Source organism: Acholeplasma equifetale ATCC 29724, assembly GCF_000687735.1.
Taxonomy (GTDB): Bacteria; Bacillota_I; Bacilli_A; order Acholeplasmatales; family Acholeplasmataceae; genus Acholeplasma; species Acholeplasma equifetale.
Genome location: NZ_JHXL01000008.1, coordinates 20330 through 34930 on the forward strand (window position 1 = coordinate 20330; position 14601 = coordinate 34930).

The window sequence follows — 14601 nt, forward strand, 5'->3', positions numbered from 1 at the left end:
AAAATTTTAGTCTTTATTCAATAAAAAAGGATTTAAGTTACCTTAAATCCCTTGTTTCATATATTTATAATCTTTTTTAAGAATTGATTCTGCAAAATCGATCAAATCTTGACTTGGAACATCAATATGACCTAACTCATACTCAAAACCAAGTTTTTCCCATTTATAGATTCCCGCTTTATGATAAGGTAATATATCAATACCAACAAAATTGTCTAATGTATCTATATAAGCTCTTAATTGTTTTAGATGTGTTTCACTTGAATTAATTGTTGGCAATAAAACATATCTTAAAATTGTTGGAATTTTACGCTTTGATAAAAACTCAGCAAACTTTAATATATTTGTATTTTCAGAACCTGTTAACCATTTGTGTTGTTCGTTATCAATATGCTTGATATCTAATAACACTAAATCAGTATACTTAATTAATTCTTCGAACTCTTCTATTCTTGACTCTCTAAATGTTCCAGCCGCTGTATCTAAACAAGTATGAATGCCTTGTTTTTTGGCTTCTTTGAATAATTCGGTTAAAAATTCAAGTTGAAGGGTAGCCTCACCGCCAGAAACGGTGAGCCCACCCTTTTTATAGAAGGCTCTGTATTTATTGTAATCTTCTAATACTTCCTCAACACTCATAAGTTTATTTGTTTGTGTAGACCAAGTATCACGATTGTGACAAAATTTACAACGTAGTGGGCATCCTTGTAAAAATAGTACATATCTTAATCCTGGGCCATCAAAGGCACCAAAGGTTTCGATAGAATGCACATTACCTAAAATCTTAGAAGTTTTCATGGAATGTACGTTTCATAACTTCTCGTTTTTGTTCATCTGTTAGATTAGAGAAGTTTACTGCGTAACCTGATACTCTTATTGTTAGGTTTGGATATAAATCAGGATTTTCGTAAGCTTGTTGTAATAATTCACGGTTAAATACGTTAACGTTTAAATGGTATCCTTTTTGTAAGAAATAACCATCGATTAATTGTACTAAGTTTTCAACACGTATATCTTTAACTTCATGTACAATACTATCTTTGATTTCAACTTTCTTACCTAATGCTTGAGGAATAATTGTAAATGTATTTGAAATACCGTCTCTAGCATATTCATAAGGAATTTTAGCAACACTCATTAATGATTTTAATGCGCCGCTATTATCTCTTCCATGCATTGGGTTTGCACCAGGTGCAAATGGCTCACCATAGCGTCTACCATCCGGTGTGTTGCCTGTATTTTTACCATAAACAACGTTTGATGTAATTGTTAAAATTGACATCGTTGGAACACTATTTCTATAAGTTGGATATGAAGCAATTTTCTTCATAAATCTTTCAACAACGTCAACGGCTAATTGGTCAACACGATCATCGTTGTTACCAAACTTAGGATAATCACCAACAACTTCAAAGTCTGTAATTAATCCACGATCATCATATATTGGATGAACTTTCGCATATTTAATAGCTGATAATGAGTCTGCAACAACTGATAAACCTGCTAAACCTGTAGCAAAGAATCTTGTAACATCCTTATCATGTAATGCCATTTCAATTTTTTCATATGCATATTTATCATGCATGTAATGGATGATGTTTAATGCATTTACATATACTTCAGCTAATTCATCTAATGTTTCATCAAATCTAGCCATAACTTCATCGAAGTTTAATATATCAGCTTTTAATACATCTTTCTTTGTACGATAAAATACTTGATCACCAGAGATTTCATCACGTCCACCATTTAATGCATAAAGTAATGCTTTAGCACCATTTGCGCGGGCACCAAAGAATTGCATTTCTTTACCGATCGCCATTGGTGATACACAGCATGCAATACCATAGTCATCACCATGGTTAGGACGAATTAAATCATCTGATTCATATTGAATACTTGATGTATCAATTGATGTTTTTGCACAGAAGTTTTTAAATCCTTCTGGTAAGTTTTCGCTCCATAGAATTGTAATGTTTGGTTCAGGTGATGTACCTAAATTGTAAAGTGTTTGAAGAATTCTAAATGCAGTCTTAGTAACTAATGAACGACCATCTAATCCCATACCACCTAATACAGCTGTAACCCAGGTTGGGTCTCCTGTAAATAATTGGTTGTATTCTGGTGTTCTTGCAAAACGAACCATTCTTAATTTCATTACAAAATGGTCAATAAATTCTTGAATTTCTTCTTCAGTATAAACACCATTTTTTAAGTCGCGCTCAATATAAATATCTAAGAATGCATCAACTCTACCTAAACTCATTGCTGCACCATTTTGTTCTTTTACTGCTGCAAGATAAGCTAAGTATAACCATTGAATAGCTTCTTTAGAATCATTAGCTGGACGACTTAAATCAAATCCATAAATATTACCTAATTCGATTAATTCATTTAAACTGTTAATTTGATCAGTGATTTCTTCACGTAAACGAATTTTATCTTCTGTCATTGGGAATGTGATTGATGCTAAATCTTTTTTCTTTTCTTCAATTAAGAAGTTAACACCATATAAAGGTACTCTTCTGTAGTCACCAATAATTCTTCCACGACCATATCCATCAGGTAAGCCTGTGATGATATGTGATCTTCTAGCACGACGAATTTCAGGAGTATATGCATCAAATACACCTTGGTTGTGTGTCTTTCTTACCTTTGTATAAGTATGAATTGTTTCTTCATCAACGTGATAGCCATATGCTTCTGCGGCTTTTACTGCAATATTTATACCACCATTAGGGAAAAAGCCTCTTTTTAGTGGTTTATCTGTTTGTAAACCAACGATTTTTTCTAACTCTTTGTTGATATAACCCGCACCATGAGAAACGATAGTTGATGCTACTTTAGTATCTAACTCAATGACGCCGCCTTTTTCTCTTTCTAATTTAAGTAGAGATTTGAACATTTCATTTAATGTTAGTGACGCATCAGTTGGACCAGCTAAAAAGTTGCCGTCCCCTTTATATTCAGAATAGTTTCGGATAATAAAGTCTCTAACATCAATTTTTTCTTGCCAAACCCCTTCTTTAAATCCTTCATAAGGTTTCATAACAAGTCCTCCTATAAAAATTAATTGACCTTTCATTTTTATTTTATATCGTTGTAAAATTATTTGCTTGGAATTCTATAATTGAAAACGTTTTCTACTTAAATATATCGGATTGTGGGTTTTTTAATATAATTAAAAAGCAACCCTAAAAGTTAGAGGTTGCGCGTATTTTTTATGTGATCAGAATATGATTGAATAACTTCTAAATTATGATTCGTTTTAACTAACATCCAAGGTAATTTTTTATAGTTATGTCGTACATAATATATCGGATGATCATCCGCTTTTAAAATAATCCATTCTTTCATTCGATAAAATGAACTGCCTGGACTTGCAAGTTTTTTAACTTCGATTGATTGTATTTCATCCCATTTAAATGTTTTAATATGTCTTCCTAACATATGTAATGTAATTGATTCTTTTGTAACTGTTAAGGTTTGGAATTTTAATATAAAGAAAACTAATACAATGATTTCAATCAATAAAATCATTATAACAAGTATGTTTCTTAAAATATCAGCTGTAAAACCAATATAAATTAAATTAAAGGCGTTTAAAATTGTAAGTAAAACTAATATAACACCTAACCATATTTTGGTTGATTTTTTATAAACTTGTAATTTAACCATTGATATACTCCTATAATAACGGTGAAAAGGTTCTTAAAACCGCTTGAAAAACGCGATAAATAATATTTCTTTTTTTGATTGCTTCTTTTGTAATTTGTTTTGAATAATTGAGTGTTTCTTTAAAATATTCTGACATATCTTTTATTGTATTTGGATCATTTAACCATAAATTATTTTCTAAATGCATGTACAAACTTCTAAAATCTAAGTTAGATGTACCTATCATTGCAACCTTTTCATCACAAATAATCATTTTAGAATGAATAAAACCTGGAGAAAATTTATAAATTTTTACACCATAAGGAATTAATTCTTGTACGTATGATTCAGAAACCATATAAACTAATCTCTTATCAGGAATTGCAGGAATAATAATATTGACATCCACACCACTTTCAGCTGCTAGTTTTAAAGCAGATGAAATTTCTGTATCTAAGATTAAATATGGTGCTGTTATATATATTGATTTTTTAGCATCATTAATCAAATGTAGATAAATACTTCTTGCAGTTAGACTTTTATCAACTGGGATATCACCAAATGGAATATACTGGTAATTTCCATGAACACTATGTTTAATATGATAATTCTCTATTTTTTCTTCTTTTTTAGTTGAATATATCCAGTTTTCAAGGAATAGTGCAGTAAAACTCCAAACCGCTTCTCCTTCAATCATAATCCCTGCATCATGCCAATAACCAAATACTTTCTTTTTATTAGTATATTCATCACCAATATTAATACCACCTGTAAAGGCTATCTTATTATCTATAACAACAATTTTTCGATGATCTCTATAGTTCATTGAAAAATTTAAATGTAATTTCATTGGATTAAATCGAACAACTTTCATACCAAGTTTTTCTAATTTTTTATGATAATTATATGGTAATTTAGTCGCTGAACCAAAATCATCATACATAATACGAATCTCAACACCTTGTTGTTGTTTTTCAATTAATACATCTAATATTTCATCCCACATTTTTGATTTTGTGATAATAAAATATTCCATGAAAATAAATTTTTCTGCTTTTTTTAATTCTTCTAACAAATGTTGTTGTTTAATTTTTCCGCTTGGTAGAAAGATAGATTTTGTATTTTTATACACAGGGAAATTTAAATTCATTAAATATTTTTGTTGTTTAAAGTATTCATCTGAAGGATATGATATTTCATGACTTAATAATTCTTCACGTTTCTTTTGAACTTCACGCATTCTTGAAGATGATGACATACTCAAACTTTCGGTTCTTGAATATATGTAAAGCAACACACCAAAAACAGGTGTAATTAAAATAAATATAATCCATGTCATTTTAAATATTGGATTTTTATCATCAGATATTAAATACAAGCTAATCATAAAACCAATAATCATAGATGTTAAATGTAGATAGTACCAACGTGATGCAAATTCTAGAATAAACCAAACGATTAATGCGATTTGCAGTAATAAAAAAAGGCCAACAATAACTAATCTATTTGTCAAAATGGATATAAGTCTTCTCATCTAGTTCATCCTTCCTATATACTCAAATTTTATCATAGATAAATATAATTACAGTTTTTATCTTTAATTTTCGAACTTTTACAACAAAAAAGATGCTAGTAGTTTTTTGTATCTACTAACATCTTACTATTTCAATATTTTTTCTTTTATTTGATGATATGAAATATGCGTGTTGCCAAACCTTTAATTTCATTCGTTGGAATACTGCATAATGCCAGTCTTAATCCTTCATCCATAGGAACTAAATAAATATTGTTTTGTTTAAGTTTTTCAAAAACTTCAATTGGGTTTTCATGTTTGATTAAGACAAAGAATCCACCTTTATATGGATAAATTTTTAATCCAACTTCGTTCGCTTCCTCAATAAAAATATTGCCACGTTGACTTAATATATGTGTAAATCTTTCAAGTGAGGTCAAATATTTATCTTTGTTTTTGATAATCTCATTAAATATTCCAATACCAACACTTGGTGCGGTACTCCATTTACCAAGTGCATCTTCTATAACAACATTTTTGAAAAATAATGCTTGTTCTTTTAATTGGTGTAATGCAATAAGTGCACCAAGACGAACACCATATATTGCAAATGACTTTGAAGCACTAAACGCAATCAATGGTTCAACGTGTCTTTTTAATTTGGTAAGTTTTATGAATTTTTCTCTTGAATGAATTAAGCCTTCTGGATTAAAGTCCATATACGCAATATCATAAATGAGTTTAATTTGATTTTCATCATACATATTTAATATGTCAATGAGTTCATCCCATTCGTGATTGCTTAATTGATAACCTGTTGGATTATGACATGGATCATTTATCACAATTAATAGTGTTTCTTGTTTGCTAGCATATACTCCAATCTTTTCTTTTAAATCCTTGATATTAAAGTTGTTTTCATCAAATAATTTAAAACTTATAGTTTCTTTATTAGCACTATTAATAAAATAATCATATCGCCATCTAATATCTGGTACTAAGACAACATCGTTTATATTACCATAACTATTAAAAATAAGTGATAACGCCCCTGAACCCCCCGGTGATGCAATAACTGATATGTCAAAATGTTTTTGAATATCTTTAACTTTAGACCCAAATACCCAGTCTATGACATTCTTTTTAAAAGTTTCTCCTCCATCGGTAGGTCCATATTTAAATGTCTCATTTAAGTTAAGGTTGTGGTATGCATCTATAACATCATGAATGATAAATTCATGGTTATCATCTAAAAACATACCAATTGTTCCATTAACGATATTTGGATTCAAATTTTTAGCATCTTGTGCTTCTTTAGCTATCTTTAATATATCCACTTTTGACATGTGTTATCCCCTTTGTTTATCTTCGGCATACACGTAGTAATCTAATAGTTCACAAGCTAAGTATAACCAGTGTTCTGATCTTAATTTTGTTAGAAGATGAACTTCTGTTTGACCTCGCATATCCCTAAGTTCAATTGTTAGTCCGTTCACTAAAGCTGCTTCATAGAACTTGATACCATTAAGTTTAACATTTTCTCCCCAAGGTATCACCATTTTAACTATATTTTTTTCAACTATCGTTTGTTTAATGCTTGCTTTATGACATAACTTTTTATATAGTTTTTCATACATATATAATGAAACATCTAAATCTAAATGCCCGAAACGGTCAGTTAATTCATCTTTTAATTCATTAACTTCAGATAGTCGATTTAAACTTTGAATACGTTTATGAATTTCGATACGTACTGAATCTTTTTCAATATATTCTTTTGGAATATGGCGCTGTGCAAAAATTTGTTCGGGACCTTCCGTTTGAGTTTCAACTTCTTTATCTGGTTCCATAACTTCTTTTAGTAACCTTAAATATACTTCCATACCAACAGAATCAATAAATCCAGACTGTTCTTCACCTAGAATATCTCCGGCACCGCGAATATTTAAATCTCTTAATGCGATTTTTAATCCACTACCTAAGTCTGTAAAATCTTCAATAACACTTAATCGTTTACGTGCTTCATCATTCATATTCTTGTGTGCGTCATACATTAAATATGCATAGGCAATTCGATCACTTCGTCCAACTCGACCTCTTAATTGATAAAGTTGAGCTAATCCTAATTTATCAGCATCATGAATAATGAGTGTATTTGAATTCGGGATATCAACACCTGTTTCAATAATTGTTGTTGCTACTAATACATCAAAATCTCGATTAATAAATGATTCTAATACTTTTTCTAGCTGATCTTTACGCATTTTTCCATGTGCAAAACTTACTCTTGCATAAGGAACTAATTCTTTTATATGCTCAACAACATGTTCAATACCAATAACATTATTGAATAAATAAAATACTTGTCCACCACGAGCTATTTCTTTTTCAATGGCTTCTTTAATAATCGGGTCTTGTCTTTCAATAACATATGTTTGAACAGGGTATCTATTTAAAGGTGGCGTTTCAATCATTGATAAATCTTTTAACCCATACATCGCCATTTGGAGTGTTCTAGGAATTGGTGTTGCAGAAAGTGTCAATGTATCAACATTAACTTTTAATTCTTTAATTTTTTCTTTGTGTTCTACACCAAATCGTTGTTCTTCATCAATAATAAATAAACCTAAATCTTTAAAAACAACATCATCAGATAAGATACGATGTGTACCAATTAATACATCAATATAACCATTTTTTAATCTTTCTAAAATTTGATTTTGGTCTTTCTTTGAGACAAATCGGCTTAATAATTCAACAACTCCGCCGTATTTTTCAAAACGCTCTTTAAATGTTAAATAATGTTGACGAGCTAAAACTGTTGTTGGTACTAAATATGCAACTTGCTTACCATCTAAAATCGCTTTAAATGAAGCTCTTAATGCAATCTCAGTTTTTCCAAATCCAACATCACCTGCGATTAATCTATCCATCGGTATTTCTGATTCCATGTCGCGTTTGACACTTTCGATTGCTTTCAGTTGGTCTTTGGTTTCTTCGTATTTAAAGTCTCCTTCAAATTCTTTTAAAATTTCGTTGTCTTCACTAAACTTATATCCTTTAGCTTCTTTTCGCTGACTATAAAGTTTAAGTAGTCGATCGGATAAATCTTTAATCTTTTTCTTAACTGCTTCTTTTGTTTTTTGCCATTGCTTAGTGCCTAATTTAGATAGTTTAGGTGGAATATCATCAAAATTTCGATATTTTAAAATAAGATCAATCTGATCCGTTGGTACATATAATGCTTCATCATTATCATAAATAATATGTAAATAATCACGTTTTACACCAGATAAATCCATGGTCTTAAGTCCCATATATCGACCAATCCCAAAGTTATAATGAACAACATAATCACCTTCTGTTAATTCTGATGCATCTCTAACTTTAACCGATTGGTTGATGACTGAACGATAGCGAATGCGACTTGTCTTTTTCTCTTTGAATAATATTTCATCTGTTATAATTATAACTTTGTTATTTTCATCAATAAATGAACCCGGAAATTCATCTAAAATAAAATAACATTCATTTGAAATATCTTTCTTATTTAACTCAATAAATTTCTTAATTTTATCTAAATTTTCTTGATTTTTTAATATGAAAAACACTTTAAATGTCTCATAGTTTTTTAGGTAGAAAATTAATGGATCTAATAAATTTTCAAATGATTCAATATCAAGTACCGATAACTCTATCGCTTCTATATTTGGTGTATGATAGAGATCAAATTTAATTTTATCTTTATCATCAAGCGATGATAGTGGTAATCTAAAAGGAATTAATGTAAATGCATTTCCTTTTAATGTCTCTTCTAATATTTTCAAATCAGATATTACATTATTTTCGTTAACAACCATTTTATAATAATCAACGAATATAAGTTCATAATGATTTGTAAAATTTAAAATGGTCGTCTCTTCTTCATTGAAAAATGGAATATAATAACTTAAAGTATCTAATTTATTTCTTTGCTCTAAATTTTCTAAATCTCTTAAATACTTATCGTTCTCTTTTGTTGATAATTCTTTATTACCGAAAAAATCTTTAATTTTTTCTAAAACTTCATCTTTTTGTTTATCTGTGAAAAAGAGTTCATGTAATGGTGCAATTTCAATTTCTTCAACGCTTTCGATACTACGTTGTGTTAAAACATCAAAAGTTTTAATTGTTTCAATTTCATCATCAAAAAAATCTATACGATATGGATTTTTATTATGGTGTGTGAATATATCAACAATTGAACCACGAATAGAATATTCACCTGGACGTTCAACCGTATAATTATATTTATATCCATCATAAATTAATTTTTGAGTTAACTTTTCATAACTATATTGCATACCTTTTTTAAGTGTTAAAACACTATTAATATAGTCTTGTGGTTTAAGTTGTCGTTTTAATAAACCATCTTGGGTTGTTATGACTACATAATTTTCTTTACCCTCTAAAAGTTTTCTTAATGTAAATAAGCGTTCGTTTTTAAATTCAGGTGACCCTAATGCCATAATTGTTGTAAGTATTTGGTCTTGTGGATAAAAAAGAACAAATTCTTCACCAATACAATTTGACAACTTATCATAAAATTTTTGAGCATCATATAAATTAGGTGTTACAACAATAATGTTTTTTTGTTTAAGTAAAAACTTAAGTTCAATAACCCATTGTAAGAAACTTGGAGTAACATGCTTAAAATACCCATTTTTAGTCGTAACAGGCAATGTATTTTGATAAAGTTCAAGTAATTTTGTATTTTTCATATAAATCCTTCCCAATGCATAAAGCCCAGACACTCAAGTCTGGGGGGTATATTAATTATATTTTGACATAATTATATTAAAGTTATCGGTAGAAATCCATTCCTTAATTGCAACATAACATGTATCAAACGACATCATAAGTTGATCAATTTCATTTTTGGTAAAGCGAGATAAAACATAATCTGCTTTATCGTATTTTGGATCAAAATCAATACCTATTCTTAATCGTTTAATGTCATTAGTTTTAAACTGTTCTAATATATGTTTTAATCCTTTTTGACCGCCATGAGTCCCTTGATTTCTAAAACGAATTTTTCCTAATGGTAAGGCAATATCATCAGAAATTACTAAAATATCTTTTGTTTCTATTTTGTAAAAGTTTGATATTGCAACTACTGCTTCACCGGATAAATTCATGTAGGTTAATGGTTTTGCAAGTATAACATCTTCATTCTCAATTTTTGTTTTAACTAAAGCACTTTTTAATTTTTCATTTACTTTAAATTCTGTTTTAGTTTCATATGCAAGTTTATCAATCATCATAAATCCAACGTTATGTCTTGTTTGAACGTATTCTCTACCAGGATTACCTAAACCCACAATTAACTTCATTAGATATCCTCAACAATTCTAGTAAAGATTTGAGAAATTGGTTCATCATTTAAAATATGTAAGATTGCCTCTCCAAGTAATGGTCCAATTGAGAGTTGTTTAATTTTTGGTCGTCTTTTTTCTTCTTTTAAATTAATTGTATCTGTGATAACTAACTCTTTTAATACAGAATCTTGAATACGATCTGTTGCTTGTTTGGTTAAGACACCATGTGTTGCTGCTGCATATACTTCTTTAGCACCCATTTTTAATAATGCATTAGCACCTGCAATTAAAGTACCACCTGTGTCAACGATGTCGTCAATCATAATACATGTTGCATCTTTAACATCCCCGATAATATTCATAACTTCAGCTTCATTTGGTTTAGGTCTTCTTTTATCAATAATTGCAAGTGGTGCATCAAAGTATGTTGCAAATACCCTTGCACGAGAAACCCCACCATGGTCGGGTGATACAACAACGACGTTATCTAATTTTTTCTTTTTAAAGTATGAGGCTAAAAGTGGTGCTCCCGGAAAGTTATCAATAGGTATATCAAAGAAACCTTGAATTTGTGCAGCATGTAAATCAATACATACAACACGATTAACACCTGCAACTTGCAAAAGATTTGCTACAAGTTTAGCTGTGATCGGCTGACGACTCTTAACTTTTCTATCTTGTCTTGAATAGCCATAATATGGCATGATAATTGTAATTGATGCTGCAGATGCACGTTTAAGTGCGTCAGTTAATACTAAAACTTCCATTAAATGATCGTTTGCAGGTTCACTTGTTGGTTGGACAACAAAAACGTGATTGCCACGAACAGACTCTTCTAAATTGACAGTAATTTCTCCATCTGCAAAACGGACTACCTCAACATTAGATAATGGAATTTTTGCAGTTTTTGAAATCGATTCAGCTAATGGGCGATTTGCACTTAATGCGAATAATTTAACTTTTTTTAAATCGGTGACCATAAATTAACGCTCCTCTCATACTTAACTTATTATATCACTCTTAAGTTCATTTTAAAAAGAAAAAAGACGGTAATGTGCCGCCTTTTTATCTGGTGCTATTTAGTCCCCATTAGTTTCTTGTTTTTGAGATTCAACTGCAGCCTCATAGGCTTTAATAATAGCGTCTTCAACTGCTTTTCTCATTTCTTGATGAATAGGGTGAGCGATGTCTCTAAATCCCCCATTTGGCATTTTTTTGCTTGGCATAGCTACGAAAATGCCATTTTCCCCTTCTATGACGCGTATGTCATGAACCACAAATGAATCATCAAATGTAACAGTGACAATACCCCTCAGTCTTGAATCACTCGTTACGAGTCTAACTCTCACGTCTGTAACTTTCACTTTGCCCTCCTAGATGTTAAGAAACTTAACATTATTATACCATATTTTTACATAATACAAACGCTTACACTTAATTTTTGTTTAGTTTTTGATATGGAAATGTATTTTTTATTCAAAAATCCAATTAATATTCATTAAAAATAAAAAAATTCTCTTTAGAAGTAGAGAATTTTTTATTTGATATGTATATTGTTTTTTTGAATTTCTAATGTTAAATCAATTAGATTCTCAACACTTAACGCTTCAGCTCTTGTTTTCTCATCAAAATGTAGTGCACTAATTAGTTTAATAATTTCATCTTTAGATAAGTTTAATCCGTTTTGAAGATTATTAACAAGTGTCTTACGTTTTTGAGTGAAAGCTAGTTTCGAAACCTTTTCATATAATTTATGAAATTCATCATTATATGGTCTTTCAATTTTTGTTAATCTAACAACCATAGAATCAACTTTAGGAACTGGACTAAACATCTCTTTCTTAACATTTAGTACTTTAGTTACATGTGTATAGTATTGTAAGATTGCAGAAAAAGCGTTGTAACTTTTTAAGTTTTTAGCACTGATCATGCGTTCTCCAACTTCTTTTTGAACCATGATTGTTGCTGACTTTATTTGATTCATCTCTAAAAACTTAAAGATAATCGGTGTTGTAATATAGTATGGTAAATTACCCACTAAATGGACTTCTTCGTTGTTAAAGTAATTGTTGATATCAATTTCTTTAACATCCATAAAATCTATATAGATAATTTTAGCTTTTTCATTTTCAAATTGAGTTAAGTGTTCTTTTAAACTTAAGTCAATCTCAAATGCTAAATATTTTTTTGAATCCTTAACTAAGAATTGAGTCAATGCACCTAATCCTGGTCCTATTTCTAAGACATTTTTATTATTAATTTCTGCACTTGTAACAATTTTTTTAATTAAATTTATATCTTTAATAAAATTTTGTCCGTATTTTTTCTTAGCTTGATGCATCGATAACCCTCTTAATATCAGATTTTGTGAGATTTAACCAGTTTAAACGTTTTAATAATGTCTTCGAATTAACGTGTCCTAAATGATAATGTGATGCAACTTTATAGCGTAAATCTTTAGATTCTTCAAATCCTGTCAATTTTAAATCATATAAATCGTGCATAGATAACATTTGGACGTTTGATTCTTTAACTTCGTATTTAATTATTTGTTTTAAATATTCAATCGGAACATGTTCTAATCCTATTTTTCGATTATTTTTAGAACGAGAAAACTCTTTGTCTAAAAAAATATGTTTTGGTTCTTTTAATACACTACTCAATTTATCTCGGATTCTTTTACCTTGATGATCAGGATCTAAAATTAAAATGATTTCGAATTCCCCTTGATGTTCAATTAAAAATTTTAAAACATCATCTTTAATTTGCGATCCACCAACTGAAATTGTTTTAATTTCAGGATATACGTGTTTTAAAAGTGCTTCATCATGACTACCTTCAACAACATATAATTTATCTTTCATATGGTCGGTAGAAAATTTTAGGATCAATTTTCATTGAAGATTTAACAAGTGAATGAACAATGGATGAATGTTGTGTTAATGATATAACTTCATTTTTTTCATTAAGTATATATATTTGATCACCTAGGTTAGATCTAGATTCTTGATATGCACCTTGTTGTACTGAAGTCTTTAAAGTGAAATACTTAATTTCTTCTTCGGTTAAATCATTATATATTTTTTGAATTGCTTCTTCGTTTTCTTTATTATCATCCATGTGTTTCCACATTCTTCGATTAAGGAAGTCATGTGCTAATGTTTTTAGTATTGTATCTTTTTCATGTTTGAATGATGCAATCATACCATTGATATAAAAATCATCAATTTCTAAATATGCATCTAAATCATTTGGATTATCTAAAATGGCTTTAAGATAAGAAACATCTTGAATAAATTGATAACCACCATGAATTAAATCTTTTACCCTTAAATAAATCTTTTCTAATATTACTTCATAGGCCCTAGCTTTTGGATGGTAATATACTTGCCAGTACATATGATATCTTGCAACTAAATAATTTTCTATCGCGTGAATACCACTTGCTTTAAAAACTAAACGATTATTTTTAACTGTAACTACACGCATTAATCGATCTAAATCAATATGTCCATATGCAGCACCTGTAAAATATGCATCGCGCTCTAAATAATCAAGTCTATCAATATCTAACTGACTAGAGATAAGTTGTTCAATTAAAGGGTATTTGCCTTTTTTTAGAATAATTGATGCACAATCATATTTAAAATCTTTATCAATTTTATCTAATACTTTTGTAATTTCTGGGTGTTCTTGAATAATTCTTGCTCCAATTTTTTCGTGATTTACTTTAAATACATATTCAAATGCATGTGAATAAGCACCATGTCCGATATCATGTAATAATGCTGCTGCTAAAAATAATTGTTGCTCACGTTCATTGAGTGCTTCGTTGATTTCTTCAATTTTCAAAAAACGATATGCCAATTCATATACACCTAAAGCATGTGTAAAACGTGAATGTTCAGCGGCATGAAACACCATATGAACACCAGATAATTGACGTATTCTTCTTAATCTTTGAAAGACAGAACTATCAATTAATTCTGTGATAAAGTCATAATCAATATGTATATATCCATATAATGGATCTCGAAAAACTTGTTGTCGTTTTTTCTTCATTTTCTCACCCTT

12 protein-coding genes are annotated in these 14601 nt (G+C 29.5%); all 12 read right to left on the reverse strand.

Going from position 1 to position 14601, the window contains the following annotated elements:
• Positions 1-42 precede the first annotated feature (42 nt).
• Positions 43-798, reverse strand: a complete 756-nt coding sequence (gene pflA / locus T434_RS0104640) for a pyruvate formate-lyase-activating protein (protein WP_026400104.1) — start codon at positions 796-798, stop codon at positions 43-45.
• Positions 785-3049, reverse strand: coding sequence for a formate C-acetyltransferase (gene pflB / locus T434_RS0104645; protein WP_026400105.1), 2265 nt, complete (start codon positions 3047-3049; stop codon positions 785-787). Before pflB ends, pflA begins: the two co-directional genes overlap by 14 nt.
• A gap of 152 nt (positions 3050-3201) precedes the next feature.
• Complete coding sequence (locus tag T434_RS0104650; RefSeq protein ID WP_026400106.1) at positions 3202-3678, reverse strand: hypothetical protein; 477 nt, start codon at positions 3676-3678, stop codon at positions 3202-3204.
• Positions 3679-3688: 10 nt separating this feature from the next.
• Positions 3689-5191, reverse strand: a complete 1503-nt coding sequence (cls, locus tag T434_RS0104655) for a cardiolipin synthase (protein ID WP_026400107.1) — start codon at positions 5189-5191, stop codon at positions 3689-3691.
• A gap of 146 nt (positions 5192-5337) precedes the next feature.
• Positions 5338-6516, reverse strand: a complete 1179-nt coding sequence (locus T434_RS0104660) for a pyridoxal phosphate-dependent aminotransferase (RefSeq protein ID WP_026400108.1) — start codon at positions 6514-6516, stop codon at positions 5338-5340.
• A gap of 3 nt (positions 6517-6519) precedes the next feature.
• Complete coding sequence (gene mfd / locus T434_RS07030; RefSeq protein WP_051614422.1) at positions 6520-9930, reverse strand: transcription-repair coupling factor; 3411 nt, start codon at positions 9928-9930, stop codon at positions 6520-6522.
• Positions 9931-9981: 51 nt separating this feature from the next.
• A complete protein-coding gene (gene pth / locus T434_RS0104670) occupies positions 9982-10542 on the reverse strand; it encodes an aminoacyl-tRNA hydrolase (protein ID WP_026400109.1) in 561 nt (186 codons plus the stop codon).
• Entirely contained in the window at positions 10542-11507 is a 966-nt protein-coding gene (locus T434_RS0104675) for a ribose-phosphate diphosphokinase (protein WP_026400110.1), read from the reverse strand. The genes pth and T434_RS0104675 overlap by 1 nt, the downstream gene beginning before the upstream one ends.
• Before the next feature lie 99 nt (positions 11508-11606).
• On the reverse strand, positions 11607-11891 hold the full coding sequence (spoVG, locus tag T434_RS0104680; RefSeq protein ID WP_026400111.1) for a septation regulator SpoVG: 285 nt from the start codon (positions 11889-11891) through the stop codon (positions 11607-11609).
• A 173-nt stretch (positions 11892-12064) separates the two neighbouring features.
• The gene (rsmA, locus tag T434_RS0104685) at positions 12065-12868 is read right to left on the reverse strand and encodes a 16S rRNA (adenine(1518)-N(6)/adenine(1519)-N(6))-dimethyltransferase RsmA (protein WP_035358421.1); all 804 of its coding nucleotides are present in this window, start codon (positions 12866-12868) and stop codon (positions 12065-12067) included.
• Positions 12855-13391, reverse strand: coding sequence for a ribonuclease M5 (gene rnmV / locus T434_RS0104690; RefSeq protein ID WP_026400113.1), 537 nt, complete (start codon positions 13389-13391; stop codon positions 12855-12857). Before rnmV ends, rsmA begins: the two co-directional genes overlap by 14 nt.
• A complete protein-coding gene (locus T434_RS0104695) occupies positions 13381-14589 on the reverse strand; it encodes an HD domain-containing protein (protein ID WP_026400114.1) in 1209 nt (402 codons plus the stop codon). Before T434_RS0104695 ends, rnmV begins: the two co-directional genes overlap by 11 nt.
• Between the last annotated feature and the right edge of the window lie 12 nt (positions 14590-14601).

What these genes read in the sequence shown, in the direction of transcription:
- rsmA (WP_035358421.1), bottom strand. Translation starts at nt 12,868, where the DNA reads ATGCATCAAGCTAAGAAAAAATACGGACAAAATTTTATTAAAGATATA.
- pflB (WP_026400105.1), bottom strand. Translation starts at nt 3,049, where the DNA reads ATGAAACCTTATGAAGGATTTAAAGAAGGGGTTTGGCAAGAAAAAATT.
- pflA (WP_026400104.1), bottom strand. Translation starts at nt 798, where the DNA reads ATGAAAACTTCTAAGATTTTAGGTAATGTGCATTCTATCGAAACCTTT.
- T434_RS0104675 (WP_026400110.1), bottom strand. Translation starts at nt 11,507, where the DNA reads ATGGTCACCGATTTAAAAAAAGTTAAATTATTCGCATTAAGTGCAAAT.
- mfd (WP_051614422.1), bottom strand. Translation starts at nt 9,930, where the DNA reads ATGAAAAATACAAAATTACTTGAACTTTATCAAAATACATTGCCTGTT.
- T434_RS0104695 (WP_026400114.1), bottom strand. Translation starts at nt 14,589, where the DNA reads ATGAAGAAAAAACGACAACAAGTTTTTCGAGATCCATTATATGGATAT.
- pth (WP_026400109.1), bottom strand. Translation starts at nt 10,542, where the DNA reads ATGAAGTTAATTGTGGGTTTAGGTAATCCTGGTAGAGAATACGTTCAA.
- T434_RS0104650 (WP_026400106.1), bottom strand. Translation starts at nt 3,678, where the DNA reads ATGGTTAAATTACAAGTTTATAAAAAATCAACCAAAATATGGTTAGGT.
- cls (WP_026400107.1), bottom strand. Translation starts at nt 5,191, where the DNA reads ATGAGAAGACTTATATCCATTTTGACAAATAGATTAGTTATTGTTGGC.
- rnmV (WP_026400113.1), bottom strand. Translation starts at nt 13,391, where the DNA reads ATGAAAGATAAATTATATGTTGTTGAAGGTAGTCATGATGAAGCACTT.
- T434_RS0104660 (WP_026400108.1), bottom strand. Translation starts at nt 6,516, where the DNA reads ATGTCAAAAGTGGATATATTAAAGATAGCTAAAGAAGCACAAGATGCT.